This is a genomic window from Brucella lupini, from assembly GCF_002252535.1.
Taxonomy (GTDB): domain Bacteria; phylum Pseudomonadota; class Alphaproteobacteria; order Rhizobiales; family Rhizobiaceae; genus Brucella; species Brucella anthropi.
Window position 1 is genome coordinate 26,461 of the sequence record NZ_NNRN01000039.1, and the last position, 25,603, is coordinate 52,063.

A 25,603-nucleotide genomic window follows, 5' to 3' on the forward strand; every position below is an offset into this window, starting at 1 on the left:
CAAGTGCAATCATTGAAATCACTTTAGAAGGTAGATGTCACCTTAAAATTGATCCTACAGCCAAATATAAAGCTTAATCGCTATCGCTGCGAGCGAGACCGCAATCACCACCTGCGCGATGCGACCCCAACGTGAGTGGCGCGCTTCAGCCCGGCCGATAGCTTCTGCCGTCGCTTCGTCAAAGCGCAATCCGTTCGCTGCCATATCGTCCAGAGCAACGGAAACCCGTTCCACACGCGCAACAAGTTCCGGCGTCTTGCGCGTGAAATGCAGCAGCGAATAAGCGCTGTCCTTCGCATCGGCAAGCATACCTTGCGGTCCGAGATTCTTGGCGATCCAGTCGCCCACCACCGGTTCCGCAGCCTTCCACATGTTGAAATGCGGATCGAGCGTACGCGACACCCCTTCCACGACGACCATTGTTTTCTGGAGCATCAGAAGTTCCGGTCGGGTCTCCATGTCGAAAAGCTCGGTCACTTCGAACAGCAGCGTGAGCAGCTTGGCCATGGAAATGGTTTCCGCCGGCTGACCATGGATCGGCTCGCCAATGGCGCGGATGGCCTGCGCAAAGCTTGCCACATCGTGGGTGTGCGGCACGTAGCCTGCTTCGAAATGCACTTCCGCCACGCGCATATAATCACGCGTGATGAAGCCATAGAGAATTTCGGCAAGGAAACGCCGCTGCTGCTTGTTGAGCCGCCCGGTGATGCCGAAATCGACCGCAACGATAATGCCTTGCGGATCGACGAACAGATTGCCCGGATGCATGTCGGCATGGAAAAAGCCATCGCGCAGCGTATGGCGCAGGAAAGACTGGATCAACGTTTCGGCCAGTTTCTTGAGATCAAAACCGGCAGCGGCCAGCGCCGAAATATCCGACATCTTGGTGCCGTCGATCCATTCGAGCGTCAGCACATCGCGACCGGTGCGCTCCCAGTCCACCTGTGGAACGCGGAACCCAGCATCGCCCTTGATATTCTCGGCAATCTCGGACAGCGCTGCCGCTTCAAGACGCAGATCCATCTCGATGCGGGTTGTCTGCTGCAGCGTCTCGACAACCTGAACCGGGCGCAGGCGGCGCGTAAACGGAACATGACGCTCCTGCATGCGCGCGACCATGTAGAAACCTTCAAGGTCGCGGACGAAACGCTGGCGCACGCCCGGACGAATGACCTTGACCGCAACCTTCTGGCGCGTTCCGTCTTTCATGATTTCAGCCGGGTGAACCTGCGCCATCGACGCCGCTGCTATCGGCGCATCGAAATGCAGGTAAAGATCGTCAATCTTGCGGCCAAGCGAACCTTCGATAGCAGCAACTGCGTCGACCTGCGGGAAGAAGTCGAGCCTGTCCTGCAAAAGTTCGAGATCGGCAGCGACATCGCGCCCGACAATATCGGGCCGTGTTGCAAGAAACTGGCCGAGCTTCACATAGGACGGACCAAGCTTGTTCATGGCCCGCGACATACGCTCGGAACGCTGCATGTGGCGTGCGCGCGGACGCGCCAGAAGACCGGCAATCTTGTGTCCGAATGCCGGAAGGCCAGAGAGCCCTTCCACCGGCAAGGCGCTGATAACGCCTTCACGTGTCAAAACCCATCCGGCCCGCATCAGCCGGAAAGCGGCGGATAGATTACTCATGCCCCGATGCCCCGTTCCTGACCCCAACTCACCACAGGCACAATCAAAGCTTCCAGCCGGAATGCAGCGCGGCAATGCCACCAGTGAAATTGCGATAGCTCACGCGCTCGAAACCAGCCTTCTCGATCATCGCGGCAAAATCCTGCTGCTTGGGGAATTTGCGGATCGATTCGACCAGATAGCTGTAGGAATCGGCATCGCCGGTAATCATCTTGCCGATACGCGGAATGGCGTGGAACGACCACTGGTCGTAAACCTTGTCGAGAACCGGCAGTTCAACCTCGGAGAATTCGAGGCAAAGGAAACGACCGCCCGGCTTCAACACGCGATAAGCTTCGGATAGCGCCTTGTCGATATGTGGAACATTGCGAATGCCGAACGAAATCGTGTAAGCATCGAAGCTCGCATCTTCAAATGGCAGCTCTTCGGCACTGGCTTCAACAAATTCAAGATTGTCGGCAAGGCCCTTCTTGATCGCCCGTTCACGACCGACGCCGAGCATCGAGCCATTGATATCAAGAATGGTGACATGGGCCTGACGACCGGAAGCCTCCACAATGCGGAAAGCAATATCGCCGGTGCCGCCTGCAACGTCGAGCGAGGTCCAGCCTGGGCGCTTCGATGGTGCCAGCCATGCGATCATCGCATCTTTCCAAACGCGGTGCATGCCCGCCGACATGAGATCGTTCATCACGTCGTACTTGCTGGCGACCTTATGGAAAACGTCGTTGACCAGACCCTGCTTTTCGCTTTCGTCAACCGCCTTGAAGCCGAATGAATGCTCCATGCCACCTTGTGCGCCCACGCGGTCCGCATTGCCGTTCTGCTGGCTCATAGCTCATCCTGCTTTTGAATATTAAGACGAAAACGATTTCCGTAATGCATATAAAGCTTGTGCCAGACGATACAAGCAGAGACCGTCCTCCACTACCCCTTTTGTGATCCGGCACTTGTGAACTGTCTTGCGTTAGCGTTTAAAAATGGCCAAAGAGACATAAAACTGTGTGCGCGCGCTTGGCCCGGCGTTTTCTCCGGCGCAAACTGCCGCTAAAGTCAAAAAGATAACAAGAAAAGTGGAAAGATCATGGGCGTTACAGTCGTCAGCCATCCGCTTGTCCAGCACAAGCTCACCATCATGCGCAAGAAGGAAACGTCCACAGCCAGCTTTCGGCGGCTGCTGAAGGAAATATCGCTGTTGCTCTGCTATGAAGTGACACGCGATCTCGAACTGACCACGATGCCGATCGAAACCCCGTTGATGCCAATGGATGCGCCGGTCCTTGAAGGCAAGAAGCTTGTCTTCGCCTCGATCCTCCGCGCAGGCAATGGTCTTCTCGAAGGCATGCTCGATCTGGTGCCCGCCGCGCGCGTCGCCCATATCGGCCTTTATCGTGATCACGATACGCTGCAGCCGGTCGAATATTACTTCAAGGCGCCGGAAGACATCGTCAACCGCCTCATCATCGTGGTCGACCCGATGCTCGCCACCGGACATTCGGCAATTGCAGCCATCGACAAGCTGAAGGAACGCGGCGCGACCAATATCCGCTTCCTCTGTCTGCTGGCTGCACCGGAAGGCATCAAGCGCTTTACCGAAGCCCACCCGGATGTCGACGTGTTCACGGCCTCCATCGACGAACGCCTCGACGAAAAGGGCTATATCGTTCCCGGTCTCGGCGATGCCGGCGACCGTATGTACGGTACGAAGTAAGCATTAACCCGCGCCTGCTAATGTACCTGGAAACGGGGGCAGTATGGCGCGGGTTTTTACGATCCTTCTGGTATTTGCGGGACTGGCAATTGCCTTCCCGCTTCTGTTTGAAAAATTCAGGCAACAGCCAGAATCCGGTTCAGGCACGTCAGCCACAGCTTCAACTGCTCCTTCGCAAAACCCCGCCGCCTATAGCGGACGCCGCACGCAGATCACACCGGACAGTCGTGGCCATTTCATCACGGACATAAAAATTGCCGGGCAATCCCTTCGTGCAATGGTGGACACGGGGGCGAGCGTGGTTGCGATCAACGCAAACGCTGCACGACGCATCGGCCTGTCGCTCAAACCCGATGATTTCAAGTATCGCGTTTCGACCGCCAATGGCGAAACCGTCGCTGCATCCGCCATCCTGCCCAGCATCGAAATCGGGCGTATTCGTGTAGAGGATGTGGAGGCCATGGTTCTGCGCGACGATGCCCTGTCCGATACGCTTCTCGGCATGAGCTTTCTGAAACGTCTGCGTCACTATGAAGTTTCAAACGGCGTACTCGTGCTGACGCAATGATGTGATACCGTACTTCCGATATGGATCGAAAGCGGCTAAACCCCGCTGACCACCGACGCCCAAATACCAATGGAAGCCAGCCATGACACCGGACCAGCGCCTGACCGAGCTCGAAATTCGCGTAGCCGAACAGGAAAAGACAATCGACGAGTTGTCATCCGTTCTGGCCGAACAATGGAAAACCATAGACCGGCTTTCCAAGAAGCTCGGCGCGTTGACCGACCGCTTTCTGGAACTGGAAGAACAGACTGCTCCGGACGTACCGGTCACCAAACCACCGCACTGGTAACACCATGCTTCAGATTGCCTCCCTCGCCGACCGCCCCGATCTCGTGCCCATTTGTGCCGCGTGGAACCATGCGGAATGGGGTGAATTTAGCGGCTCCACCCTCGAACAGACCGTCAAGGCTTTTAACGACATCTCCCGCGAAGACGATGGACAGGTGGCGCGAGTTGCCCTCTGGAACGAACAACCCGCCGGTCTTGCCCTTCTGATCCACAACGATCTGGAAACACATCCGCATCTGAAGCCATGGGTGGCAAGTGTGTTCGTCGCGCCTGACTATCGCAGTAAAGGCATTGCCAAAGGTTTGGTTGACGCCATCGAGGATGCCGCGCGGGAACTCGGCTATGCGGAAGCTTATCTTTACACAGACAAGCCCGACCTTTACCGCCAGATCGGCTGGAGCGATTTCGAGCATCTGGAAGGCGACTATGCCGGGATGCTGATCATGAAAAAGAAAATCGCGCGGTAAGGACCGCGCGATCTGTTGATTACAGCCCGCTTATTGTGCCAGCGGGATCGGGCAGCTCACGCCAGTGCCGCGCAATCCGCAATAACCGTTCGGGTTCTTCGCCAGATATTGCTGGTGATAATCCTCGGCATAATAGAGCTCCGGCGCATCCTCGATTTCCGTGGTGATCGGACCGAGACCACGACCGGCAAGCGCCTGCGAATAGGCTTCCCGGCTCTTTTCCGCCACATCACGATCTGTCTTGTCGAAAGTATAGATGACTGAACGATAGGTCGTACCGATATCGTTGCCCTGCCGCATGCCCTGCGTCGGATCATGCTCCTCCCAGAAAAGGGTCAGCAGCTCGTCAAGGCTCACCACCTTCGGATCGTAAACGACCAGCACAACTTCCGCATGGCCGGTCAGCCCCGTGCAGGTTTCCTCATAGGTGGGGTTGGGTGTGACCCCGCCCGCATAACCGACAGCCGTTACATATACGCCTGGCACCTGCCAGAACAGGCGCTCGGCACCCCAGAAGCAGCCCATTCCGAACAGAACCTGCTTATAGCCTTCCGGCCATGGTCCTTTCAGCGGACGACCATTGACGAAGTGGGTCGTAGATGTCGGGATCGGTTGCGCGCGTCCCGGCAAAGCTTCATCCGTCGAAGGCATCTGCGTCTTCTTGCGATAGCTGTCCAAGAAACTCATGGTATCCACCTCCTGATTATCGAGCGGTGAAGCGTCCCAGAGGGCGCTCCCGACGATGACCGATTGCATAGAATAAAAGGGCGAGAATGCCGAAAAGAAGCCAACCCGGTCGCTCAAGCAAAGGGATGCAGACGGCATTCCAGACTCCTGCCCCTATATAGTGTGTCACGAACGTTTCTGCATCGGCCAATGTCTCGGGCGCGTTGCGCGACCACATGGAAAAAAGCGGCTTCGCTATGAACTGCGACGCGCCGACGGAACGCGCGCCATCAAGGACCGCGAAAATCACCGCCAAAGCCAGAAAAACAACCGCAAAACTACGCAATACAAATCGGATCACGATTCTCTGCCCCGGATTTCCTACCTTGATTTCGACGCCGGTTTTCTGACCGGTCTCCCGAAGATTTGTCTTTTTGATGTTGCTAAAGCATAGCACACAGAACCCGTCAGGCTCAAAGCCAAGCTGGAACACTATTGCACGATTAAAATAAAATATAATAATTTCAGACAGTTATCTCGTTGATATCGCTCTTTGCACAGGCTCTGCGATTTAGACGCAAAAACTTGCAAATAGCTGTTGAACATATGCATTTTCTGGCTATATTCGCGCCGCACCCGCTAGTTGGCGATTAACCAGCGCCTGTTTCGAAAAGCGGTGTCACGTTTGCAGTCAGTTTTCACCGTGAGACACGGTTTCCCGACAGCAAGGCAGACGGAGAGGTGGCCGAGTGGTTGAAGGCGCACGCCTGGAACGCGTGTATACGGGAAACCGTATCGAGGGTTCGAATCCCTCTCTCTCCGCCATTTGATTTTCCCCACAACAGACGCGAGTTACCTCTTTCAAGACGGTAGACTGGTTACCGCATCCGCAACCCAGGCAATAAAACAGCCGGAGGTTTGGACCTCCGGCTGTGATTTTTAGTTCAGGCCTTCTTCCTTGAATGCCTTCTGCACGTTTGGGCGGGCCAGCACACGTTCGCGCAGTTTCAGCGCCTTGGGATAGGCGCTCAAATCGAGCTTTTGACCAACGCCCCAACCGATGATCACCGACGCATAAGCATCTGGTTGAGTGAAGTCATCGCCAAGCCAGTAGGGGTTCTTGTCCGACAGCATGGCTTCGAACTGACCCAGACGACGATTGATGTTGACGATGACGCCCGCCCTCGCTTCCTCGCTCAGGTTGGGCGCGAACAGGCCGCTAAAGGCCGCATGCAAATCCGAACAGAAGCCCAGCGCTTCCTGCAGGCGTGCGCGTTCGATTGAACCATAGGCGGGCTTGAATGCCGCAACGTCGGAATGATCACCGATATATTGGAGAATTGCCGCGTTCTGCGTGATGACAGTGCCGGGCTTCACTTCCAGCGCCGGAACCGCGCCGCGCGGATTGACTGCAAAATAGTCGCCACCGTCCGCTGTCTTCTTGGCCTTGAGATCCACGGCCTCCAGCTCATAAGGCAGGCCCGCCTCGCTCAGAATGATGTGGGGTGCGAGCGAACAAGCGCCGACCTTGTAGTAAAGCTTCATAAAAATCTCCCATCAGTTTCGATGAAAGACCTCTATCAATTCTGGTGTGCCCCGCAAGGAATTGGGGATCACAATTCCTTGCGTAGTTGCATTGGAGCATGTTTCGATCAGACTGAATCAGATCGGCGCTCTAGCTGTTTGTTTTGACGGACAATTTATCAGAAAAGCGATGCGATCCGCGCAGGCTTCGAAGACTGCATTCGTGTCACCACAACCATCTTGTTGAACTCGCCGCGCTTGAAGGCGCGCAGGAAGCGCGGATAGTCCTTGAACACGACACAACCATTGGAATCACCACGGCGCCCCAGCATGAAAGTATGCGCCAGAAGGCCATCGCGATTATAGCGGTTGTTGCCGTCGACAGGCGTGAGGCGGATCGCCTCGACGCCATGGAACAAGGCCTCGCGCATGCGCAGATCATAGGTATGTGGCGGCGTTGGCCCGCGGTTTTTCTGGTTCACATAACGCGGATTGTCGCGCATCGGACCGAGACCGGAATGGGCTTCAAGGCGCTCGCCGCTCGGCAGGTAAACAGTGGCTGCAGAAATATCGTAGATAGCAACCTTGCTGCGTGCAGCCTGATTGAGAAGTGGGCTGAACAGGCCGGGGCGCGGTTCTTCGGTTGCACCGCTTTCCGGCGCATAGGCGAGTTCGGTCTTCTCATGCATGCGGGAGCGGCGCAGCGACGGCTTCGCGCCCGGCAGCGGCACATCATCGGGCAGGAATGCATCCCGGCTGGCTTCATCCTCTGCGGCCATGTCGGTTTTCTGATCCGGAGCAAGCTGCGGAACGGGAACCGCATTGCCGGTAGGAAGATGTGCCTGCCTTTCAGCGGCATCCATTTCTTCAGCTTGCGAAAGCGGATCAATCTTGTTGAAGGCCGCCGCAGTGTTCGGTGCAGTCGGCACTGGCGCATAGGCAGCCACAGTCACGCCAGCCGTCGCGGCAGGTTGCTCTTGCTCGACACTCGCCACAACAGGCTCGTCGCGCCTGACGCGATCAGCACGCAATTCGATGAGGGATGCCGTATCGACAGGCTTGTCCTCGATCACGGAATCGGGACCGATGTCAGCAATGATCGGCTGATCGTTTACGTTTTTGGCCCGGTGCCAGTCGAGGTTGGAATAGGCCGCATCAGCAGTGTAGGCATCGATGAAGCTCTGCCTGATCCGCCGCGATGGCGCGATCTTGTGATCAACGACGGCAAGTGCCTGCGGCGCGGTCAGGGAAACACGGCGCATGATCGGGGCGACAGGCGCAAAGGCCGGCACGACCGTTTCCAGCGTGCCGAGCGCGGTCATCATCCAGCTTCCGGCCACAAGTCCCGTCGCAGCGAAAATCGCAACGCGCGTAAAACCTTTGAAACCGAGCGGAAGTCTGATGCCGTTGCTGCGCGGAGCTGCGTAGCCATACACTTCTGTTACACACGCCATGATACAAAATCCGAGTGGAAATCAACTTTCGCGGCACCGCTTTGCATGTCAGTTCGGCAAAAAGACGAACAAGACATGGCAAAGCGGTGACTGGAAGGTCGTCTCCAGCATCGTCAATTATGGTAACCAAATCCTTTACGGAATGAAAAAATCCGGTTCAGCTGGCTTCGGAAACCAACTCAAGCGGTCAGCAGATAAGCGCCCTGTTTGGCGCTCGGGAATTCCAGCCCCTCCACCGCAACGCGATTGCGTCCACGGTGCTTTACCCGCATCAGGGCAAGATCGGCACGTGCTGCTGTTTCCCATAATGTTTCAGCGCCGCGCACCATGGCGATGCCGAAACTGCATGTCATCCGGCGGTCTGCAGGCAACATGGGAAAACTGTGTCGGGCCACGCGCCCGCAAAGCCTATCGCCCAGTCGCTCACATGTTTCGGCATCCCCCTGGACCAGAAGAACAAATTCTTCGCCACCGACGCGACCGACAATCGTTGTATTTGCTGCCACTGTTTGCAGAATGCAGGCAAACTCAACCAGCACCTGATCGCCAGTTGCATGACCCAGCTCGTCATTGATCGACTTGAAGTGATCTATATCCGCGATAATGACCCCATGATCACCACGCTGGGCCTCGGCCAAACGCATAGTCGCATGACGCTCAAGGCCGCGACGATTGAGAACACCGGTCAGCGGATCGGAGTCACGCTCTGCCTGCAATTCCTTGACCACATCCGAAGTCGTCACCACCAGAAGAACCAGACCGGCAAAGACACCCGCAAAGGCACCGAATATCATGATGCCCTGCCAATAGCGCGAATGAATGAGTTCTGACGGCCGCGTGATGTCGGCGGGGAGCCCAAGCGCCATTCCAGCCTGTGCATAGAAATGCACCATCAACAACAACAATGCACCAAACAGCACGCGCTCAATCCAGCTTCGGCGTGCAAGATTGCGCGCCTGAATGCAAAGCACGGCCACCAGACTGCCCAGAGCCAGTTGGACAGTGGGCGCAATCCGCGAATAGCTCGTATCATTCGCAATGAAATAGGCCATGGCTCCAAGAAGACCGAGCCCGATCAGGCCTGATGCAAGGCGGGAATAACGTCCGCCCATGCGTATCATTACACCCTCGCAAAGCAGCCAGCCGCCCAGAAAATGGAAAGTCGTGGCAATCGGCGAGGTCAGGGCCAGGCGGTCCGAGACCAGCGAGATAGGAACCAGAAGCCCGAAAGCAAAACTGGCGAAGCTCAGGCCGAAAAGCAAAAGATGCCTGCGCTTCGTGTCGAGCATCCAAATGCCTAACATCGTCGCAGCAAACAGCAATACTACCAGCGGCGGCACAAACTTCACGAACAGGCCCTAAATCGGTTGAAAATGAGAATGCTAAAACGCTATTTCAAATTGAACCCAATGTGCAATTACAAACCAGCGTCAAAGTCAAGTTGTAAGCTTGCAATATTGATGAACACTAAAACCTAAAAGAGCAACACTGAGAATAAGCGATTGCTAAAAATAAATTGAAAACAACATCCTTCGGCGACGATCTCTTTTTATGTCGTTTTTACCTTCAGATTTATCCCCAGAAGCTTTTCGGCGATCATGCGGCCGATGGGTATGGAAGACGTCGCGGCCGGTGACGGCGCATTACACACATGCAGCATTCTCTCCGTTTCCTTGAAGAGAAAATCATGCACCAGCGTACCGTCATCAAGAACGGCTTGCGCCCGGATTCCGGCGCCCGGCGCACCAAGGTCGGCAAGCTCCAGCGTCGGGCAATATTTGCGGCACTCTTTCAGATAGCGTGTGCGAGACGCGGAATTGCTGAATTCGGCTAGAGCCGAGCGCCAGTTCTTCATCGCCATCTTCCAGAAGCCGGGAAATGTCGACATATCCGCGACATCGCCTGCACGGAAACTGCCTTTGTCGTAGCCTTCTCGCGAAAAACCCAGAACTGCGTTCGGGCCGACCGTGACACCGCCGTCAATCGTACGAGTCAGGTGAATGCCGAGAAATGGCAGGTCGGGATCGGGGATCGGATAGATCAAATGCTTGACGATATTCGCCTTCGATTTCGGCAAGGTGTAGTATTCACCGCGAAAAGGAACGATGCGATGGCTGATATCCAACCCGGCAAGCCGCGCAATGCGGTCTGACTGCAACCCGGCGCAAGCGACCAGCTTGGAAGCGCGCAAGGTCTCGCCATTTGCCATTACCGTAACGCCCTTGCCATCCTCCCGGATTGCCGTAACCGGCGCATTGAGCCGCACGACACCGCCGCGCTCAATGATTTCCGCAGCCATCGCCCGCGATACTTTCGCATAATCAACAATGCCCGTCGCCGGAACGAGCAGTGCCCCGAGGCCTGCAACCGCAGGCTCGACCTTGCGCAAAGCCTGCTGGTCCACATGCTGGAAGGTGATGTCGTTCTGGACCGCGCGCTTGGCGAGCGCCTCCATGCGGTCGACTTCTTGCTGAGAGGTCGCGACCAGAAGCTTGCCGCATGTTTCAAAAGGAATGGAATATTGCTTGCAGAAGGCTTTCGTGGCTTCCGCACCTGCCCGGCACAATTGCGCCTTCAATGAACCCGGTTGGTAATAGATACCGGCATGGATGACGCCACTATTGTGTCCTGTCTGGTGGCGCGCGAAATCGCTTTCCTTCTCCAGCAGGATGATCCTTGCGCCCGGCTCCGCTTCCTGCATGGCTTTTGCTGTCGCAAGCCCGACAATGCCGCCGCCGATGACGCAATAATCATAATCTGCCACGAAGTCCCTCCTCATGCCTTTCCCGGCGCAGCGCCCCGCCTTGCTACCGCTCGACAGGATGATTACCTGTTACTTATACGATTGCGGCCTTGGTTGCAGCACCGCAAAATGGCATTCTTTGCCAAACCCGTTCCCCCATGCGGAGAAGTTCCATGCGCCATCAGTTCGACCTTTTTGCTCTTTCCCCTGCGGAAGGAGAGGAACGGGCAGAACTGCGCCCTGCCCGCGCCAAGCCCGGCAAGACGACCGGCATCGATGAAGCGGAAATGGTGCAGCGCCTGAAAGACAGCGGACGTTACCGCATCCTGCAGCGGCTCGATCCACCACCGACAGTACCGGATGCCGACCGGATCGCCTTTCCGCGACTGGGCGTCGTCGTCGACACGGAAACGACCGGCCTCAATCCCGCGCAGGAAGAAATCATCGAGATCGGTGCCGTTGCTTTCCGCTATGCGGACGACGGCTCCATCGGCGATGTTTGCGCCACGTTCGGTGCGCTGCAGCAGCCATCTAAGCCAATACCCGCTGACATTACCCGTATCACCGGCATTACCGACGACATGGTGAAAGGCCAGACGATCCCGCGTGAGAAGCTGGACGCACTCATCGCCGAAGCCGATATCATCATCGCGCATAATGCCGGTTTTGACCGCCCGTTTCTCGAGCGTTTCTCAATCGCTTTCGCCAACAAGCCTTGGGCCTGCTCGGTCAAGGAAATCGACTGGACCGCACGCGGTTTTGAAGGCACCAAGCTTGGCTACCTGATCGGCCAGAGCGGCTATTTCCATAATGGCCATCGGGCCGAAGATGACTGTCAGGCCCTGCTCGCGGTACTGAAAGAACAGTCGGGCGACACCACGCCCTTTGCCGAATTGCTGAAAGCAAGCCAGCACGCGCGGATGCGTGTCTATGCAGAAAACAGCCCGTTCGAAATGAAAGACCACCTGAAGACGCGTGGCTATCGTTGGTCGGATGGCACAGATGGACGTCCGAAATCGTGGTGGACGGAAATCGGCGAAGAGGAACTCGAAGCCGAACTCGAATATCTGCGCACCGAGATCTATGGATGGCGCGACGCCGATCCGCTGATTCAGAAGCTCACCGCCATGGACCGTTACAAGGAACGCGCGCCGCTTCGCCCGAAGAAATAACCGCGCCCACATCTCAAGCGCCCGCCCCATCTCCCTCATCCTGAGGAGGTGACCTGAGCTTGTCGAAGATCACCGTTTCGAAGGATAGGAGATGGCCCCTCGCCCTTCGAGACGGCGCTTCGCGCCTCCTCAGGATGAGGGGCAGGATTTGGCAATCATGCAATAACTGGCCACGGCTTCTGCGCTGGCCGCATCTCTTCATAAGCCTTTGCCAACCGCAGCACGCCGAGATCGTCGAAACGCTGGCCGAAAATCTGCAGGCCGATTGGCAGCCCCGTCGATGTATAGCCGCAATTGATCGAGATCGCGGGTTGTTCCGACATGTTCATCGCCACGGTGAAGGCGATATGTTCGAACGGGCGCTGCGGATCATTGACCGGCGATGCCCATTCCGCCGGATAGGTTGGCATGGGTGCCGTTGGCGAAATGATAAAGTCGAAGCCCTTGGAAGCTGCAAGTGCTGCATTGCGCATGGCGTCCATCTGGGCAAAGCCGAGATAGACTTCCTCGCCGGAAAGCCCTTCCGCCGTCTCTGTCCACTGATAGATATAAGGCAGGATTTTCGCACGGTTTTCCGGCGTCATCTTCTTGATGTCCGACCAGGAACGTGCGCGCCAGAAACGATCAAGACCGTCGATCATGGTGCGATTGAGGAATGGTGCAACCGGCTCGATGATCGCACCAGCATCGGCAAAAAGCTTTGCCGATGCTTCCACGGCAGCTTTCGTTTCTTCGCCAACTTCTTCGCCAAAACCGGCATCCAACCAAAGGCCGATCTTCAAGCCCTTTACATCGATACCGAGGTTCATCCAGTCGATATCCTGCGGGGGCAGGCTCATGCCGTCGCGGCGATCCGGTCTCGACAGAACCGACATATAAAGCGCGCTATCGGCAACCGTGCGGGTCATAGGCCCCGCAACGCGACCAAGAAAGGCCGGATCGATCGGGATACGCCCGAAGGACGGCTTCAGGCCAACAAGACCGCACCAACCCGCAGGCAGGCGGATGGAGCCACCAATATCAGTGCCGATATGCAACGGACCATAACCGGCCGCACCGGCGCTGCCCGCACCAGCGCTCGATCCACCCGGATTGGTGTTCAAATCCCACGGATTGCGCGCAAGCTTGTGGAAGCTCGACAGGCCCGACGACAACATTCCGAGATCGGGCATGGTGGTCTTGGCGAGCAGCACGCCGCCAGCCTCGCGGGTGCGCGCCGCAGGCGGGGCATCGGCGACGGCAGGCTTCAGCGGCAGCGCTGCGCAGCCAAGCGGAACCGCCGTTCCCTCGGTCGCGATATTTTCCTTGATCGTCAGCGGCACCCCGTCGATGGGTCCGGCGGGCTCCCCCTTCGACCAGCGCGCTTCCGAAGCCTTTGCCGAAACCCGCGCCGCATCCGGATCGTAAGCCCAGAGTGCATTGAGCTTCGGCTCATAGGCTTCGATACGGGTGATGACGGCTTCCGTGACCTCGACCGGCGAAAGCGACTTCGTCTTATAGGCGGACACGAGTTCAACAGCTGACAAATCGGCGAGATTCGACATTGGATATTTCCTCAAATCACTCAGGCAATTTCAGTGTGGCATCGGATCGCCGCACGCGCTTGCGGCGACCGGAGAAAGGCTTTGGCACGGCATCGACCAGCGCGCGCGTATACTCATGCCGCGGATTGTCGAAGACCTCATTCGTTGGCCCCTGCTCAACGATATTCCCGCGATAGATGACAGCCACGCGGTCGGTGATGGCGCGCACGACGCCTAAATCGTGGCTGATGAAAAGATACGACAGGCCAAACTTTTCCTGCAAATCCATCATCAAGTTCAACACCTGCGCCTGAATGGAAACATCGAGCGCGGAAACCGGCTCGTCGGCAACGATCAGCGCCGGCTTGGTGATCAGGGCGCGCGCGATGGCAATGCGCTGGCGCTGCCCACCGGAAAACTCATGCGGATATTTTTCCGCCGAAGCCTTGGGCAGCCCAACCGCTTCCAGCACTTCAGCCACGCGGTCGTCACGTTCTTTGGCGTTTGTGCCACGCTCCAGCGAAACAATCGGCTCGGAGATGATGCGTTTGACCGTATGGCGTGGATCAAGCGACCCATAAGGGTCCTGAAAAATCGCCTGAAAGCCCTTGCGTGCCTCACGCAGGCCCGAGCGATCCAGCGCGTAGATATCCTGACCGTTGATGAGAATCTGCCCCGATTGCGGGCGTTCCAACCCCATCACGGCGCGAGCCAGCGTGGATTTTCCGGAACCGCTTTCGCCGACAATGCCAAGGCTTTGCCCTGCTTCAATCTCCACATTCACACCATGCAGAACGCGCAACGCGCTCGTTCGTGAAAAGAAGGATGCTCGCGGCAATTGATATTCGCGCACCACATCGCGCACCTGCAAGATCATGTTGCTCATAACACCACCTCGCCGTCTCGCGGGTGAATACAGGCGGCGCGATGCGCGATGCCGTCATTCTCGGCGATGAAATCCAGCCCCGGTATCGCCTTTCGACAATCGTCCTGCACGAAGGCGCAGCGGTCAGCAAAGGTGCAATAGGGCGGACGCGCCAGCGGATCAGGCACCACGCCGGGGATGGCCGCAAGGCGCTGGCGTCCCGTGCCATGGCTGCGCACAAGTGCCGCCCCATGTGGAGAAGCCTGGAACAGCCCCCTAGCATAAGGATGCGCCATACGATGGAAGACGGCTTCCGTGCGCCCGGTCTCAACGATGCGGCCCGCATACATGACCGCAATCCGATCAGTCATTTCCGAAACGACGCCGAGATCATGGGTGATCAGCATCAGGGCCGTGCCGGTTTCGTCGATCAGTTCATCCATGAGATCGAGGATCTGCGCCTGTACAGTCACATCGAGCGCGGTGGTCGGCTCATCGGCGATCAGCAAATCAGGCTCGCAGGCAATCGCCATGGCGATCATCACGCGCTGGCGTTGTCCGCCGGAAAGCTGGTGCGGGTAAAGATCAAGATTGAAGCGCGGCGCAGGCAGCCCCACGCGATCCAGAAGCTCGCGCGCCTTACGCTCCGCATCGGCCCGGCTTTCGCTTAAGTGCAGACGGCGACCTTCGGCAATCTGTGCGCCGATGGTCTTGACCGGATTGAGCGCGGTCATCGGTTCCTGAAAGATCATCGCCATGCGCCGTCCGCGCATCCTGCACAGTTCCGCTTCCGGCTTGCTTGCCAGATCCTCACCGTCGAAACGCAGCGTGCCGCGCACGCGCATCCGGTCAGGCAACAGCCCCATGGCGGCAAGGGCGGTAATCGACTTACCGCTGCCGGACTCACCCACCACGCCAAGGCGTTCGCCGCGATTGAGCGTCAGTGTAATATCGGACACGATATCCGCAACCTTGAGACCGATAGGCAATTCAACGGACATATTGTCCATTTCGAGCAGGGGTGCTGTCATCTCTGCCTCCTGACGCGCGGGTCGAGCACATCGCGCAATCCGTCGCCCAGCATGTTGAGACCAAGCACGGCGAGCGTGATAGCAAGGCCGGGGAAAATGGCGAGCCATGGCGCATCATAGATAAAGGTCTGTGCATCGTTGAGCATCTTGCCCCAGCTTGGCATTGGCGGCTGGGTGCCAAGCCCGACATAGGAAAGGCCCGCCTCGGCAACGATGGCGAGTGCGAACTGGATCGTCGCCTGCACGATCAGCACATGGTTGATATTGGGCAGCACATGCAAAAGCGTGATCGACACATCGCCACGCCCGGCGCAACGCGCAGCCTGCACATATTCCCGCTTCCACAGGCCCAGTGATGCGCCACGTGTGACACGCGCAAACACCGGGATATTGAAAATGCCGATGGCGATCATCGCATTGACGGCGCCGGGCCCGAAAATAGCGGTGATGATGACGGCGGTAAGAAGCGCCGGAAACGCAAAGGCGAGATCGGTCATGCGCATGACAAAGCCGTCCACCATGCCGCCACGTGCAGCCGCGAAGGCACCAAGCGGAATACCGATACCGGCACCGACCAGCACGGCGATGATTGACACCGCGATGGAATTGCGCGCGCCGACCATAATCATGGAAAACACGTCGCGCCCGAAATTATCCGTGCCGAACAGATGGCTGAAACTCGGACCTTGCAATTTGTCACGGAAGTTCATGGCGGTCGGCGAATATGGCGTCCAGACATAGGAGATGACGGCCATCGCGACGAGGATGACTGTGATCAGTGTACCGACAGCCAGGCTGCGGCTCAGCAGCACTGTTTTGAACACACCCGGTTTCGGGAGAGTCTGCGTTTCACTCATCGGCTGCCTCCCGTCGAAAGGCGCGGATCGATGAAGCCATAGACAAGATCGACAATGAAATTGACCGCGATCACGGAAGCGGCGAGCAGCGTCACCAGCGACTGCACGGTGACGAGATCGCGCTGCGCGATGGCCTGAAATACCAGCCTTCCAAGGCCGGGCAGATTGAAGACGTTTTCGATGATGATGGTTCCCGCCAGCAGAAAGGAGAATTGCAGGCCGATGATGGTGACAACCGGGATCAGTGCATTGGGCACTGCGTGACGCCAGAGTGCAGCGTTGCGTGTGAGCCCCTTGGCGCGTGCAGTACGCACGAAGTCTTCGCCGAGTGTTTCAATAACGGCGGAGCGTGTCACGCGAGCAAGAATTGCAGCAAGCGGCAAGGCAAGGGCCAGCGCAGGCAGGAACAGCGAGCGGATACCGTTCCAGAAGCCGCCTTCCCACCCCGCAAAGCCCGAGGCCGGAAACCAGCCGAGCTGCAAGGCAAACAGGAGGATCAAGAGCAGGCCAAGCCAGAAATTCGGGATGGCGACGCCGACCTGCGCCACGCCCATGGAAAGCACATCGCCGGTCTTGCCGCGCTTGGATGCCGCATAGACGCCAACCGGAATAGCAACAGCAACGGACAGGATCATGGAAAGCAAAGCCAGCGGCAGCGTGACCATGACGCGAGGTCCGAGCAATTCGCTGATCGGCACGGAGTATGTGTAGCTCGTGCCGAAATCACCTTTCAGAAAACCGCCAATCCACGAAAGATAGCGCCACCAGAGCGGCTGATCGAGGCCGAGCTGCTTGTGAAGGGCTGCCAGCGTTTCAGGCTGCGCATTGATGCCGAGGATAACCGCCGCCGGATCACCCGGCAGCACCTGCATCAGCAGAAAGACGATGACGGAAGCCGCAAGCGTCGTCAGCAGGAGCGAAACCAACCGCCCGGATATGTAAGCCAGCAAAGCGACCTCCTTGAAAAGACGGATACCCGCTTTCCACATTCCAACTCACCGCACGCCCTCCCCTTATCTTTATGGGGTGCACGGCCATTCGTGTTGTTTCCCGCCCCTTTGCCTGCGCGCCGGGGCGGAGTTCTTTTTATTCAGCCCAATAGGCTTGCGTCAGATCGTCAGCCGGGATCGGCATGTTCTTCCACAGACCCTTCACGTTCTTGTTCCACACACCGATTTTCGGCAGCGCATAGAGGAAGATGTTCGGCTCGTCAGCAGCAAGTTTTTCCTGCAACTTTTTCACGAGTTCGAGCTGTTCCTCGTCGCTTCCGGCCTCGGCATAGGCCTTGTAGAGCGCCTTATATTCCGGGTTGTTATAGTTGAAGTAGTATTTGTCGCGGGCATAGATATCGAGATCGCGCGCTTCGGTGTGCGCGATGATCGTCGCATCGAAATCCGAGCGCTTGAACACCTGATCCAGCCATTGTGCAAACTCGATCGGTACGAGATTGGCCTGAATGCCAACTTCCGCCAACATGGCCGCAATGATCTCACCGCCGCGACGTGCATAGGCCGGAGGTGGAAGCGTGATGGTGATCGATGTGCCAGTCGGAACGCCAGCCTCTTCCAGCAACTGCTTCGCCTTGGCCGGATCATACGGATAGGTTTCCGACAGATCGACATAGCCCGGATCGACCGGCGCATAATGCGAGCCAATGGGCGTACCGAAACCTGAATAAACGCCTTCGATCAGCGCCTTGCTGTCGATGGCATGAGCCAGCGCCTGACGCACCTTCACATTATCGAAAGGCGCCTTGGCATTGTTGAGCGACAGCAGCACCTTGCCTGCCGTATCGCCCACTTCGACCTGCAGCTTGTCGTCGCTCTTGAAGCGGCTGATAAGCTCCGGCGCCTGAAACATCGGGAACACGTCGATGTCACCGGCAAGGATGGCAGCCGCAGCAGCCGACGGATCGCTGACGAAGCGGAATGTGACGGCAGAGAGCTTTGCAGGCTCACCCCAATAATCCGCGTTGCGTTCCAGCTCGACGCGGTCGCCCTGCACCCAGCGCTTGAACTTGAACGGACCCGTGCCCACAGGCTTGGTCTTGTTGTCGGCAGCCGAATTCGGCGCGACCATGACCGCGTCACCCCAGCCCATATTGAACAGGAAATTCGAGGTCGGGCGCTTCAGCGTGACAACGGCGGTCGCCGGGTCAGGGCATTGCGTGCTTTCAATCGGCGCAAACAGGCCCTTCTGCGCATTGGTGGAATCTGGAGCGACAGCGCGCTCATAGGAGAATTTCACCACCGAGCAGTCGAATGGCGTGCCGTCATGAAACTTCACGCCCTGACGCAGCTTGAACGTATAGATTTTCTTGTCATCGGAGACAGTCCAGCTTTCGGCCAGAAGCGGCTTCACCGTGCCGTCTTCGACGATGCGCACCAGACCTTCATAAAGGTTGGCATAGGTAACCTGCCGGATACCGGCGGCGGCATTGGCGGTCGGATCGAGGCCCGGCGGCTCAAGCACTTCGCCGACCACCAGCGTATCTTTCGCAAATGCACCGTTGATCGATGCCAGCATCGCGGCTGTTATCAGCCCGGCTTTCAGCAGTTTACCCATTGTTCCTCTTTGGCTCCCCTCGTCTCTTTTTTAAATCGAACGCCCGCCATCCACGTCGAGCGCAACCCCGGTAATCATAGAGGCAGCGGGCGAGCAAAGGAAAGCCGCCGCTTCAGCCAGATCGTCGGGTTTCAACAGGCGGCCCATCGGGATGGAATCGCGGAATTTTTTACGGATTTCCTCGGTGTCTTCGCCCATGAAGGTGGTGAGAAGCGGCGTTTCACCGGCAACCGGGTTCAGTGCAACCACGCGAATCTTTGCTGGAGCAAGCTCGATAGCCAGCGCCTTGGTCACGGAAACGACCCAGCCCTTGGTGGCATTGTACCAGGCGAGGTTCGGGCGCGGGCGCCCAGCGCCGGTCGAAGCGACATTCAGAATAACGCAGTCTTCGCCCTTGGCACCATTGCCCTTGAAATGCGGAATGAGCTTGCGCGTCATCAGATAAACGCCGCGCACATTGACGCCGAGAATGCGGTCGAACTCTTCCGGCTCCACCAGTTCGGCATTTTGCGGCTTGTGACCGATACCGGCATTGTTGATCAGAATATCGACCTTGCCGAATTTCGACAGAGCAGCCTCTACCGCCGCATCGACATCGGCTTCCCTGGAAATATCGGCCGCCACGGCCAGCGCCGCATCGCCGATTTCGCCTGCGACGCGCTCGGCTCCCGCCTTGTCGCGGTCAACGATGACGACTTTCGCGCCACCATCAGCGAAGCGCTTTGCCATGCCTTCGCCAAACCCCGAACCTGCTCCCGTGATGAGCGCGACCTTACCTTCAAGCGACACTATGCTTCTCCTTAACCGTGATACACGGAAATCGTCTTCAGCGAGGCAAATCCGTAAAGCGCCTCAAAACCCTTTTCACGGCCATGGCCGGATTTCTTGACGCCGCCGAACGGCAGTTCGATACCGCCGCCAGCGCCGTAATTATTGATGAACACCTGACCGGCATGGATGGCATGCGCGAGGCGGAATTGGCGTCCGCCGTCATTGGTCCAGATGCCGCAGACGAGGCCATAGGATGTGCCATTGGCAATCGCGATGGCTTCTTCTTCGGTATCAAAAGGCAGGATGACCTGCACCGGACCGAAGATTTCTTCCTGCGCCAGACGATGATTGGCAGGCACGTCACGGATCAGGGTCGGCAGGACATAGGCGCCACCTTCCGGCGCGTCTTCTGCCAAAACGCCTTGCGCAGCAATCGCCAGACCGCTCTCTTTCGCAAGATCTAGATAGCCTTCGATAATTGCTTTCTGGCGCTGCGAGACAACCGGACCAACTGACAAATCGTCGCCTGCCGGGCCAACCTTCAATGCGCGATAACGCTCGCTCATACGAGCCACGATTTCTTCATAAATGCTGCGCTCGACGAGAATACGCGACGACGCCGAGCAGGTCTGACCGGCATTCTGAATGCCTGCATTGACCAGAAACGGCAAAGCGCGGTCGAGATCGGCATCAGCGAAAACGATCTGCGGAGACTTGCCACCAAGTTCCAGCGTCACCGGCACGGTGTTCTTCGCAGCCGCTGCCTGAATGAGCTCGCCAGTACGCACTGACCCCGTGAAGGAAATATGATTGACGTCTGGATGTTCGGAGAGCGCCGCACCCGCTTCTACACCAAGTCCGGTCACGACATTGAGCGCGCCCTTCGGCAGACCGGCCTTTTCGGCAATTTTCGCAAATTCCAGAATGGTCAGGCAGGCTTCTTCAGCAGGTTTGACCACGGCTGCATTGCCCATGGCAAGCGCTGCGCCAAGGCTGCGGCCCAGAATCTGCATCGGGTAGTTCCACGGAATGATGTGCCCCGTGACGCCATGCGGCTCATAAATCGACAGAACCGTAAAACCATTCTGATAAGGCAGCGTGTCGCCATGCACCTTGTCGGCAGAAGCGCCATAAAATTCGAGGTAACGCGCCAGCGCCACCACATCGGCACGCGCCTGTGTGACCGGCTTGCCGACATCTTTCGATTCCAGATCGGTGAGAAGATCAATGTTCTTCAACACCTCTTCTGAAATGCGGTGCAGCACACGACCGCGCTCGGTCGCCGTCAGCTTGCCCCAATCGCCGGAAAGCGCGTTACGGGCTGCAGCCACCGCCAGATCGATATCAGCCTTGGTGCCGCGCGCAATCAGCGCAAGATCGCTGCCGTCGGAAGGATTTCGGAGCGTGATATGCTCGCCGCCAACGGCATCCTGCCATTCGCCTGCGATGAAATTGCCATAACGGAGCAAGCCGGCTCCTCCCGTCTTGTTCTCATGTTTCATTTTCATTCTCCCGAAGAGGCATTTCCGCCTCAAGTCTCGCGGTTGTGGCGCGGATATGCGCCCGCGCCCGCCGCTCGGCTTCTTCGCCGTCGCGCGAAGCGATGGCTTCGACAATGGCTCCATGTTCGCGGATCGCATCGCGCGCCCTGTCGACGGACAACGAGAACGAAGGCGCAAAAACCTGCGATGTCATCCGCAGAAGCGGCACGAAGGCGATCAGCGAGGCATTGCCCGCGGTGTTCATCACCGCCATATGGAAATCAACATTGGACTGGGTATAGGCTTTCGCATCCCATGGATCGACGACCGTGCCCTGTCCCGCAACATGCGCACGCAGTTTTGCAATATCCGCATCGCTCGCCCGCTCGGCGGCAAAGCGCGCGGCCACACCGTCCAGCACTTCGCGCACGGCATAAGCATCGATCAGACGGGTGAGATCGGCGGAAGCGACACGCACCCCCCGACCTGGCAGGTGAATGACGAGCCCGTCACGCTCCAGAACGCGCAAGGCTTCACGCAAGGGCGTCCGGCTGATGCCGAACTCAGCCGCTATATGTTCCTGCCTGAGTATCGCGCCCGGCGCATAGTCACCAGCATAGATTCGCTCACGAAGTGCCTCTGCCACTTCGTCCAGCAAACGGGTCTGACTGCGCCATTCAAAAGCCGCCAATAGAAAAGCCTCCCAACTTTTCTGGAAACAATATCCTGGATACAAAATCAGTCAATCTGAAAACGGATGTGCTTTTCAGAAATTAAACAGAGAATGAAAGACCGGAAATTTCGTGAAAGGCACTCGAAACGATACAATCAATCAGAGCAAGCAATTGTCGAGGGAAAGCACGGGTCGGCGGCCTGTCTGAAACCTTCTCAGTCTCCGACAATCTCCGCCAGCATTTCGGCAAGCTGACGGATCTGGTCGGGGCCGTTGTCCATGTGCCGGATGACAATTTCCATCGGCTCGACGAACGGCAATCCTGCTGCGGCAGGCACCACCTGATGACCGGGAAGCGCAACACGCGTCGGCAGCAGGCTGACACCCAGCCCCTCGGCGACCGCACTTTGAATACTCGCCAGACTGGAGCTGGTGAAAACCACATGCCAGCGCCTGCCCACCCGATCGAGAGCCTCCGTCATGTCGCTGCGATAAAGCCCGTTCGGTGGAAACACGACGAGTGGCAGCGGATCAACGTGGGAAACGGGAAAATCGGCGCTATCGAGCCAGGACAGCGGCTCCGGCCAGTGCATGGTCCCAACCGTTTCGCCACGTTTTTGTTTCACCATGACAAGGTCAAACTCACCGGTTTCGAAACCTTTCTGCAAGTCACGGCTGAGACCGCTCGTCACTTCGAGTTTCGTGTTGGGATGTGTGCGCATGAAACGCGCCAGCGCAGGCGTAACCAGCCGTGAGGCGAAATCCTCCGGCAGGCCGAGGCGGAACACGGCAGCAAGTGCTGTGCCGGTCATCGCGGCTGCCGCCTCGTCATGCAAGTGCAGAATACGGCGCGCATAGCCCAGCAACTTTTCGCCTGCATCCGTCGGGCGCACATCATGCCGGGCACGTTCCAGAAGCGCCTGTCCAACAGCTTCCTCCAGCCGCATGATCTTCTGGCTTATGGTCGATTGGGTCGAGTGCAGCTGCAAGGCCGCAGCCGTAAAACTACGGCTGTCGACAACAGCCACAAAGGCCCGCAAAAGATCGAGATTGAAAGAAGTATTCATGAACCCACTGGATATCAGTTCAACATTTAATTTCCAAATATGACACCCTGCTTGTATGAACGCAACAAGCAGGAGAACCAGCCGATGCGTCAAACAATATTCAGCTTGAGTGCCTTGGCATTGATTGCAGGGACGATAGTTATGACCGAACCGACATTGCCGGGCCACCACGCGGCAGCCCAAGCCCATGCACAGACCGAAACGTCTCTTCTTCAGGCCGCAGCAGCTGGCGATCTGGCTGCGGTCAATGCAGCCATCAAGACCGGAGCGGACCTCGAAGCGCACGGCAAGAATGGCGAGACGGCGCTTCTGGCGGCCACCCATGCCAATCATGTCGATGTCGCCCATGCGCTCATTGATGCTGGCGCCGACGTCAATGCCAAGGATGCCATCAAGGACAGCCCCTATCTTTATGCTGGCGCGCGCGGACACCTCGAAATCCTCAAGATGACGCTTGCGCACGGTGCGGACCTGAAGAGCACCAATCGCTATGGCGGAACTGCACTCATTCCCGCCTCCGAACGCGGCCATGTCGAAACGGTGCGCACGCTGATCGAGGCGGGCGTCAAGGTCGATCACGTCAATAATCTTGGCTGGACGGCGCTCCTCGAAACCATCATGCTCGGCGACGGCGGCCAGCGCCACGTCGATATCGTGAAGCTTCTCATTGATGCAGGGGCCGACGTCAATCTGGCAGATAATGACGGCGTCACGCCGCTTCAGCATGCCCGCAGCCGCGGCTTTGCGCCGATGGTGACCATGCTGGAAAAGGCTGGCGCGAAATGAGCAACGACCGCACATATCTCGATCAGGCCATAAGGCTCGCCTTCGACAATGTCGAACAAGGCGGACGCCCGTTCGGCGCCGTGGTCGTCAAGGGCGGCAAGGTCATCGCCACAGGCGTCAATCGCATGCAGGCCGATTGCGATCCCACCGCCCATGCCGAAATGCTGGCACTGCGCGCGGCGGGCAAGACGCTGCAATCGCCACGTCTCGACGGCTGTGAAGTCTATGCCAGCGGCCAGCCCTGCCCCATGTGCTTTGCCGCGATGCGCATGGCGGGTATTGAAAAAATCCGCTTCGCCTATTCCAATGAGCAGGCCGAACCCTTCGGCCTTTCAACCGCAAAAATCGCCGCTGAACTCGCCAAGCCCCTCGGCGCGCAGACCAGCATCAGTTTCGAACATTCCCCACCGGAAAACGATCCTGACCTCTACCAAGTATGGGAAAGCAAGAAGAAGACTGGCGCCTGAAACATGCAGACTACCATTCATCCGGCGACCGGCAGCAAGAACACAGCAAGCCTCGCCCTCATCACGCTCGTCGTCCTGATCGGCCTCAACCTGCGTCCGTTCCTGACCGCGCCGGGGCCGGTACTTTCGAATATCGCAGCCGATACCGGAATGGGCTTTGGTGCGCTTTCCCTGCTCACCTTCCTGCCAATGATGCTGATGGGGCTTGGCGCTTTCGCCGCCCCGCGCATCCAGTCGCTGTTCGGCACCCGGCGCAGCATGTTCGCAGCACTTACCATCCTTGCAGCAGGCTCCCTCCTGCGCGGTTTTGTGCCGGACGGCGTTTCGCTGGTGCTAACCGCCGTTCTGTGCGGTGCTGGCGTTGCAATGATTCAGGCCTTGATGCCCGGCCTCATCAAGGCCAATTTCCCGTCAAGCATCGCCACCGTGACAGGGCTCTATTCTGCCATGATAATGGGCGGCGGAGCTCTCGGCGCGCGGCTGACACCATGGCTTGCAGGCAGCCAGCATAACTGGCGCTTCGCCCTTTCCGTCCTTGCAATTCCCGCAGTGCTGGCCTTGCTAACGGCACTGCCCATTCTTCGCGAAACGTCATCGTCGGGCAAAAAATCCGGAATAACCGGGCACCTGCTGCAGCGCCCTCGCACCTGGGTGCTGATGGCTGCTTTCGGTCTCGTCAATGCGGGCTACTCGTCCATGGTCGCCTGGCTCGCGCCCTATTATCAATCGCTAGGGCTTGCTGCCTCCACCACCGGCAATCTCGTCGCGGCGATGGCTGTTGCACAGGCGCTAGCGGCTTTCGGACTGCCGCTCGTCGCCCGCCACAGTACCGACCGCCGCCCGTGGCTGCTGTTGACATTGGCTATGCAGGCAGTTGGCTTTGCAGGCCTTGCCTTGGCACCCCAGCTTTCGCCTTTCTTCTGGTCTGCGATCTGCGGCGCAGGTCTCGGCGGCAGCTTCGCACTCGCCATGATTACATCGCTCGATCACCTGCCCAAACCGGAAGAAGCAGGCGCACTGGCTGCCATGATGCAGGGCGGTGGCTTTCTGATCGCAGCTCTCGGTCCCGTCGCAACCGCTTTCCTGCATGGGCTGACCGGCTCTTTTGCTTCCGGCTGGATCTTGCACCTCGTTCTGGTCGCAAGCATCTGCCCGCTCTATCTGAGCTTCAATCCGCACAAATATGCGCATGTGATGAAACTGCCGGTTCCAGCGGAAAGTGGCACACAATAGCGTTACCCGGCCAGTTTATGGCCCGAAAACGGTTTTCGGCAGGCAATTTTCGG

Annotated in this window: 26 protein-coding genes and 1 tRNA gene; 9 read left to right on the forward strand and 18 right to left on the reverse strand. The window is 57.9% G+C overall.

The genetic code is table 11. The features are described from left to right. Positions 1-54: 54 nt before the first annotated feature. Both ubiB and ubiE read right to left on the reverse strand, forming a co-directional pair. Complete coding sequence (gene ubiB, locus CES86_RS07875) at positions 55-1,638, reverse strand: 2-polyprenylphenol 6-hydroxylase (protein WP_029929369.1); 1,584 nt, start codon at positions 1,636-1,638, stop codon at positions 55-57. Between the two features lie 43 nt (positions 1,639-1,681). Further along, positions 1,682-2,473 carry a bifunctional demethylmenaquinone methyltransferase/2-methoxy-6-polyprenyl-1,4-benzoquinol methylase UbiE gene (gene ubiE, locus CES86_RS07880; RefSeq protein WP_010659383.1) on the reverse strand — a complete coding sequence of 264 codons (792 nt, stop codon included), beginning with the start codon at positions 2,471-2,473 and terminating at the stop codon, positions 1,682-1,684. Positions 2,474-2,722: 249 nt separating this feature from the next. On the opposite strand from ubiE, the gene upp reads away from it, so the two are divergent. The 4 genes from upp to CES86_RS07900 all read left to right on the forward strand — a co-directional run bounded on the left by upp (position 2,723) and on the right by CES86_RS07900 (position 4,672). After that, complete coding sequence (gene upp / locus CES86_RS07885) at positions 2,723-3,349, forward strand: uracil phosphoribosyltransferase (protein ID WP_006467614.1); 627 nt, start codon at positions 2,723-2,725, stop codon at positions 3,347-3,349. A gap of 43 nt (positions 3,350-3,392) precedes the next feature. Then, complete coding sequence (locus CES86_RS07890; RefSeq protein WP_012091418.1) at positions 3,393-3,917, forward strand: retropepsin-like aspartic protease family protein; 525 nt, start codon at positions 3,393-3,395, stop codon at positions 3,915-3,917. Between the two features lie 82 nt (positions 3,918-3,999). Beyond that, positions 4,000-4,206, forward strand: a complete 207-nt coding sequence (locus CES86_RS07895; RefSeq protein ID WP_010659381.1) for a SlyX family protein — start codon at positions 4,000-4,002, stop codon at positions 4,204-4,206. Positions 4,207-4,210: 4 nt separating this feature from the next. Next, positions 4,211-4,672 (forward strand): GNAT family N-acetyltransferase, encoded by a 462-nt coding sequence (locus CES86_RS07900; protein WP_012091417.1) that lies wholly within the window; start codon positions 4,211-4,213, stop codon positions 4,670-4,672. 30 nt (positions 4,673-4,702) lie between these two features. On the opposite strand, the gene msrA is transcribed toward CES86_RS07900, so the two are convergent. Together msrA and CES86_RS07910 are read right to left on the reverse strand one after the other, a co-directional pair. Further along, the gene (gene msrA / locus CES86_RS07905; RefSeq protein WP_012091416.1) at positions 4,703-5,359 is read right to left on the reverse strand and encodes a peptide-methionine (S)-S-oxide reductase MsrA; all 657 of its coding nucleotides are present in this window, start codon (positions 5,357-5,359) and stop codon (positions 4,703-4,705) included. Between the two features lie 16 nt (positions 5,360-5,375). After that, positions 5,376-5,699: a hypothetical protein gene (locus tag CES86_RS07910; protein WP_012091415.1), complete on the reverse strand. Its 324-nt coding sequence runs from the start codon at positions 5,697-5,699 to the stop codon at positions 5,376-5,378. Between the two features lie 374 nt (positions 5,700-6,073). Here CES86_RS07910 and CES86_RS07915 point away from each other — a divergent pair. Then, a tRNA-Ser gene (locus tag CES86_RS07915) sits at positions 6,074-6,163 on the forward strand. A 114-nt stretch (positions 6,164-6,277) separates the two neighbouring features. Here the strand turns inward: CES86_RS07915 and gst are convergent. From gst to lhgO, 4 genes are all read right to left on the reverse strand, one after another. Further along, the gene (gene gst / locus CES86_RS07920; RefSeq protein ID WP_012091402.1) at positions 6,278-6,883 is read right to left on the reverse strand and encodes a glutathione transferase; all 606 of its coding nucleotides are present in this window, start codon (positions 6,881-6,883) and stop codon (positions 6,278-6,280) included. A gap of 158 nt (positions 6,884-7,041) precedes the next feature. Next, a complete protein-coding gene (locus tag CES86_RS07925) occupies positions 7,042-8,316 on the reverse strand; it encodes a DUF2778 domain-containing protein (RefSeq protein WP_012091401.1) in 1,275 nt (424 codons plus the stop codon). A 179-nt stretch (positions 8,317-8,495) separates the two neighbouring features. Beyond that, on the reverse strand, positions 8,496-9,665 hold the full coding sequence (locus CES86_RS07930; protein ID WP_012091400.1) for a GGDEF domain-containing protein: 1,170 nt from the start codon (positions 9,663-9,665) through the stop codon (positions 8,496-8,498). Between the two features lie 200 nt (positions 9,666-9,865). Next, entirely contained in the window at positions 9,866-11,080 is a 1,215-nt protein-coding gene (lhgO, locus tag CES86_RS07935) for an L-2-hydroxyglutarate oxidase (protein ID WP_040129106.1), read from the reverse strand. A 152-nt stretch (positions 11,081-11,232) separates the two neighbouring features. Between lhgO and CES86_RS07940 the strand changes: the two genes are divergently transcribed. Beyond that, positions 11,233-12,231, forward strand: coding sequence for a 3'-5' exonuclease (locus tag CES86_RS07940; RefSeq protein WP_094514129.1), 999 nt, complete (start codon positions 11,233-11,235; stop codon positions 12,229-12,231). Between the two features lie 155 nt (positions 12,232-12,386). Here CES86_RS07940 and CES86_RS07945 read toward each other — a convergent pair whose 3' ends face one another. The 10 genes from CES86_RS07945 to CES86_RS07990 all read right to left on the reverse strand — a co-directional run bounded on the left by CES86_RS07945 (position 12,387) and on the right by CES86_RS07990 (position 23,064). Then, positions 12,387-13,775: an amidase gene (locus CES86_RS07945; RefSeq protein WP_094514130.1), complete on the reverse strand. Its 1,389-nt coding sequence runs from the start codon at positions 13,773-13,775 to the stop codon at positions 12,387-12,389. A gap of 16 nt (positions 13,776-13,791) precedes the next feature. Beyond that, a complete protein-coding gene (locus CES86_RS07950; protein ID WP_094514132.1) occupies positions 13,792-14,640 on the reverse strand; it encodes an ATP-binding cassette domain-containing protein in 849 nt (282 codons plus the stop codon). After that, the gene (locus tag CES86_RS07955) at positions 14,637-15,650 is read right to left on the reverse strand and encodes an ABC transporter ATP-binding protein (RefSeq protein ID WP_094514133.1); all 1,014 of its coding nucleotides are present in this window, start codon (positions 15,648-15,650) and stop codon (positions 14,637-14,639) included. Before CES86_RS07955 ends, CES86_RS07950 begins: the two co-directional genes overlap by 4 nt. Continuing rightward, a complete protein-coding gene (locus CES86_RS07960; RefSeq protein ID WP_094514135.1) occupies positions 15,647-16,507 on the reverse strand; it encodes an ABC transporter permease in 861 nt (286 codons plus the stop codon). Before CES86_RS07960 ends, CES86_RS07955 begins: the two co-directional genes overlap by 4 nt. Beyond that, the gene (locus CES86_RS07965) at positions 16,504-17,457 is read right to left on the reverse strand and encodes an ABC transporter permease (RefSeq protein ID WP_094514156.1); all 954 of its coding nucleotides are present in this window, start codon (positions 17,455-17,457) and stop codon (positions 16,504-16,506) included. Before CES86_RS07965 ends, CES86_RS07960 begins: the two co-directional genes overlap by 4 nt. Before the next feature lie 136 nt (positions 17,458-17,593). Then, entirely contained in the window at positions 17,594-19,072 is a 1,479-nt protein-coding gene (locus tag CES86_RS07970; RefSeq protein ID WP_094514136.1) for an ABC transporter substrate-binding protein, read from the reverse strand. A 30-nt stretch (positions 19,073-19,102) separates the two neighbouring features. Beyond that, positions 19,103-19,861, reverse strand: coding sequence for a glucose 1-dehydrogenase (locus CES86_RS07975; protein ID WP_094514138.1), 759 nt, complete (start codon positions 19,859-19,861; stop codon positions 19,103-19,105). A gap of 11 nt (positions 19,862-19,872) precedes the next feature. Further along, positions 19,873-21,345, reverse strand: coding sequence for an aldehyde dehydrogenase family protein (locus CES86_RS07980; RefSeq protein ID WP_094514139.1), 1,473 nt, complete (start codon positions 21,343-21,345; stop codon positions 19,873-19,875). Beyond that, complete coding sequence (locus CES86_RS07985; protein WP_094514141.1) at positions 21,335-22,015, reverse strand: GntR family transcriptional regulator; 681 nt, start codon at positions 22,013-22,015, stop codon at positions 21,335-21,337. The genes CES86_RS07980 and CES86_RS07985 overlap by 11 nt, the downstream gene beginning before the upstream one ends. Positions 22,016-22,212: 197 nt before the next feature. After that, entirely contained in the window at positions 22,213-23,064 is an 852-nt protein-coding gene (locus CES86_RS07990; RefSeq protein ID WP_012091388.1) for a LysR family transcriptional regulator, read from the reverse strand. Positions 23,065-23,205: 141 nt separating this feature from the next. Between CES86_RS07990 and CES86_RS07995 the strand changes: the two genes are divergently transcribed. The 3 genes from CES86_RS07995 to CES86_RS08005 are packed head-to-tail and all read left to right on the forward strand — an operon-like array spanning position 23,206 to position 25,550. Beyond that, positions 23,206-23,850 (forward strand): ankyrin repeat domain-containing protein, encoded by a 645-nt coding sequence (locus CES86_RS07995; RefSeq protein ID WP_235819893.1) that lies wholly within the window; start codon positions 23,206-23,208, stop codon positions 23,848-23,850. Then, positions 23,847-24,317, forward strand: coding sequence for a nucleoside deaminase (locus CES86_RS08000; protein ID WP_094514143.1), 471 nt, complete (start codon positions 23,847-23,849; stop codon positions 24,315-24,317). Before CES86_RS07995 ends, CES86_RS08000 begins: the two co-directional genes overlap by 4 nt. A gap of 3 nt (positions 24,318-24,320) precedes the next feature. Further along, on the forward strand, positions 24,321-25,550 hold the full coding sequence (locus tag CES86_RS08005) for a cyanate transporter (RefSeq protein WP_094514144.1): 1,230 nt from the start codon (positions 24,321-24,323) through the stop codon (positions 25,548-25,550). The last annotated feature ends 53 nt before the right edge of the window (positions 25,551-25,603 follow it).